At 44.1% G+C, this 2,829-nt stretch carries 3 protein-coding genes and 1 pseudogene; 3 read left to right on the top strand and 1 reads right to left on the bottom strand.

The genetic code is table 11. The features are described 5' to 3' along the window. Positions 1-142 precede the first annotated feature (142 nt). A pseudogene (locus PX482_RS27520) lies at positions 143-285 on the top strand (IS1 family transposase); the annotation flags it as partial. Between the two features lie 115 nt (positions 286-400). Next, positions 401-2,104, top strand: a complete 1,704-nt coding sequence (gene hflX / locus PX482_RS27525; protein WP_288123279.1) for a GTPase HflX — start codon at positions 401-403, stop codon at positions 2,102-2,104. A gap of 248 nt (positions 2,105-2,352) precedes the next feature. Here hflX and PX482_RS27530 read toward each other — a convergent pair whose 3' ends face one another. Then, positions 2,353-2,682, bottom strand: coding sequence for a hypothetical protein (locus PX482_RS27530; RefSeq protein WP_002760692.1), 330 nt, complete (start codon positions 2,680-2,682; stop codon positions 2,353-2,355). Between the two features lie 10 nt (positions 2,683-2,692). Here PX482_RS27530 and PX482_RS27535 point away from each other — a divergent pair, with 10 nt between their 5' ends. Then, entirely contained in the window at positions 2,693-2,818 is a 126-nt protein-coding gene (locus PX482_RS27535; RefSeq protein ID WP_288024245.1) for a hypothetical protein, read from the top strand. Positions 2,819-2,829: the final 11 nt, after the last annotated feature.

Genomic DNA, 2,829 nt, shown 5'->3' on the forward strand with positions numbered 1-2,829 from the left:
ATTTCAGCTACTTTTGAGCTTAGGTACTCTCATCGAATTTTATTTTAAGTTAATTATTTGCATAACAATTCCCGAAGAGCCAAATCGGTAAAACCCTACACCCCACACCCCACACCCTGCCCCCACCAACAAACTTTTTCAGCAGACCCTAAATAATACTTTTCGACAACGGGTTTTCCGGTTAGTGAGAGAGAGTCTATCGTTCTCTAAAAAAATGGAGAATCACCTTGGGTATCCCTTTGGTATTTTATCCATGACTACAATACCCAAGGAAGTAAAGGTTAAGCCGTCATCACTACTTCTGAATCAGCACCAAATTAGGTTACACTTCATCTTGATGAGAAACGCCCTCAAGGAGCAGCGAGTCTCATAATCGCTACAATAATAGATAAAATCCTAATTGCGAGGAAAGCCTATCGATACCATCTTCGGCAATACCCAGGGACTGAAAGCCAGTCAGATGAAACAGCTACAAAGGCTGTACCATGAACGCTTGCCTATTGATACTCTCACCACCCCAGAATTCGCCCAAAGACTGGCGGCTATCAGTACCGATATCCATCAACCCCTCTGCACCTATATCAACCGTCGCGGCCAGGTAATTCGTGTGGGAGTGGGAACCCCCCGACAAACCCAATTTTCTCTCTTGGAACTACCCCGCTACGGTTCCGAACGTCTTTGCGGAATTCGTTGTATCGCCACGGAACTCAAGCAGGAACCGCCAAAAGAATCCAGTTTAACCGCCATGGCTTTGCAAAGATTAGACGCGCTGGTGATCTTAACATTAACCGGTACAGGCATGATCCGTCGCGGTGGTGGGGCGACCGGTTATGTGGAGCAAGTCTATCTGGCGCATCTCATACCACAAAGTCAAACAAATGTCAATAGTAATATATACTGGTCTGTCTCCCCTCCCTTAAATCTAGAGGATTTAAGCAAACAGGACTTTTTAGAGTTAGTGGAAGGACTAGAGGCGGAGTTTCAGCGAGAATTTACCGCTATAACCGTTGATAAAGCCGAAGATCGGGTACTATTGGTTGGTTTGATCACCGACGATATCAGCGATCGCCAGTTTGAGGACGGTTTAAGTGAATTAGAGCGTTTAGTTGATACCGCCGGGGGTAAAGTTTTGCAAGTCACCCGACAAAAACGGGATCATCCCCATCCTCAAACAGTGATCGGTTCGGGAAAAGTGGCAGAAATCGCCCTACAGGTGCAAACTTCGGGGGCTAATTTAGTTGTATTCAATCGCGACCTTTCTCCCGCCCAAATTCGCAATCTAGAGAACCAAATCGGGGTGAGAGTGGTCGATCGCACCGAGGTAATCCTGGATATTTTCGCCCAACGGGCCCAATCGCAAGCGGGTAAACTACAGGTAGAATTAGCCCAATTAGAATACACTTTACCCCGTCTCACCGGGCGCGGATTAGCTATGTCGAGATTAGGGGGAGGAATTGGCACTCGCGGACCGGGGGAGACAAAATTAGAAACAGAACGCCGAACTATTCAACGTCGTTTATCCCGTCTCCAGGATGAGGTGGATCAACTGCAAGCTCATCGTTCCCGTTTACGCAAACAACGGCAAAAACAAGATGTAGCCAGTGTGGCGATCGTCGGCTACACCAATGCGGGAAAATCTACTTTAATTAATGCTCTCACCGCTGCCGAAGTTTATACCGCCGATCAACTGTTTGCTACCCTCGATCCCACCACCCGACGCTTAACTATTACCGATCCCCTCACCCAAGCATCTCACCCCCTCTTACTAACCGATACGGTGGGTTTTATCCATGAATTACCCCCCTCGCTGGTGGATGCTTTTCGGGCAACTTTGGAGGAAGTAACGGAAGCAGACGCCTTACTCCATCTGGTGGATCTCTCCCATCCAGCTTGGGAAAGTCAGATTGCCTCGGTGTTAAAAATCCTCTCGGAGATGCCGATTCAAACTGGTCCAATGTTAATGGTGTTTAATAAGTTGGATCAGGTAAAAAGCGACGATTTGGAAATAGCTAAGGAAAAATATCCCCAAGCTGTTTTTATCTCGGCTATTCGTCGCCTAGGATTGGAAACTTTAAAACAAAAGTTAATCGATTTAATTGCTTAAGTATAGCAGTAAGCTGTCAGTATTCAGGAGACAGGAGACAGGAGTTAGGAGTCAGTATTCAGGAGTCAGGAGATTATTTTTATTTATTCTTACCACTTCCTAATTCCCACTTCCTAATTCCCACTTACCACTTCCTAATTTATAATTTATAATTCCCACTTCCTAATTCCTAATTTATAATTCCCACTTCCCACTCTCCCATACCTTTTAAACAGGATTTTGTATCAGTTATTCAGTTATTATAACTATCATCTATTAGCCCCAAGATAAATTAACTCGGTATCGGGACGCTTACCAAAGATTTTTTCGGAATAGTGTAAAAGCTCATCATTTTTGATTAACTTCAAAAACTCGTCATTGTCAAGAAATAGTTTCCAGCGATTAGTCACATCCATCTGTTGAGCATTGCCAGTAAAGTTCTGCTTTTCAAAGGAACTGCCACCACCATAACTACTAACATAATTTAAGCCAGCATCAGAAAACTCTAGATTAAGAGCGGCGGAAATTTCTGGCTCTTCGGTAATTGTTATGCAATGGACGGGGGTTATAAGGGATGGAACCCTTATATAGAAAGGCATTTAGCGATTTTTGTCAATTGTTTTTTATCTAGAGCGAACTAATCAATTAAGTCTCTTGCCAGATAAAGATTTAGTCGATTTATGCCCCCCTATCGAACCATACCAAGTAACGAAGAACCAAATTTCTCGACGATAACTAATATCAGA

Origin of the sequence: Microcystis sp. M53602_WE12 (assembly GCF_030065455.1) — a bacterium.
Lineage (GTDB): Bacteria > Cyanobacteriota > Cyanobacteriia > Cyanobacteriales > Microcystaceae > Microcystis > Microcystis aeruginosa.

Excerpts from the sequence above, each read along its gene's own strand:
- PX482_RS27530 (WP_002760692.1), bottom strand. The coding sequence starts at position 2,682 with ATGCCTTTCTATATAAGGGTTCCATCCCTTATAACCCCCGTCCATTGC.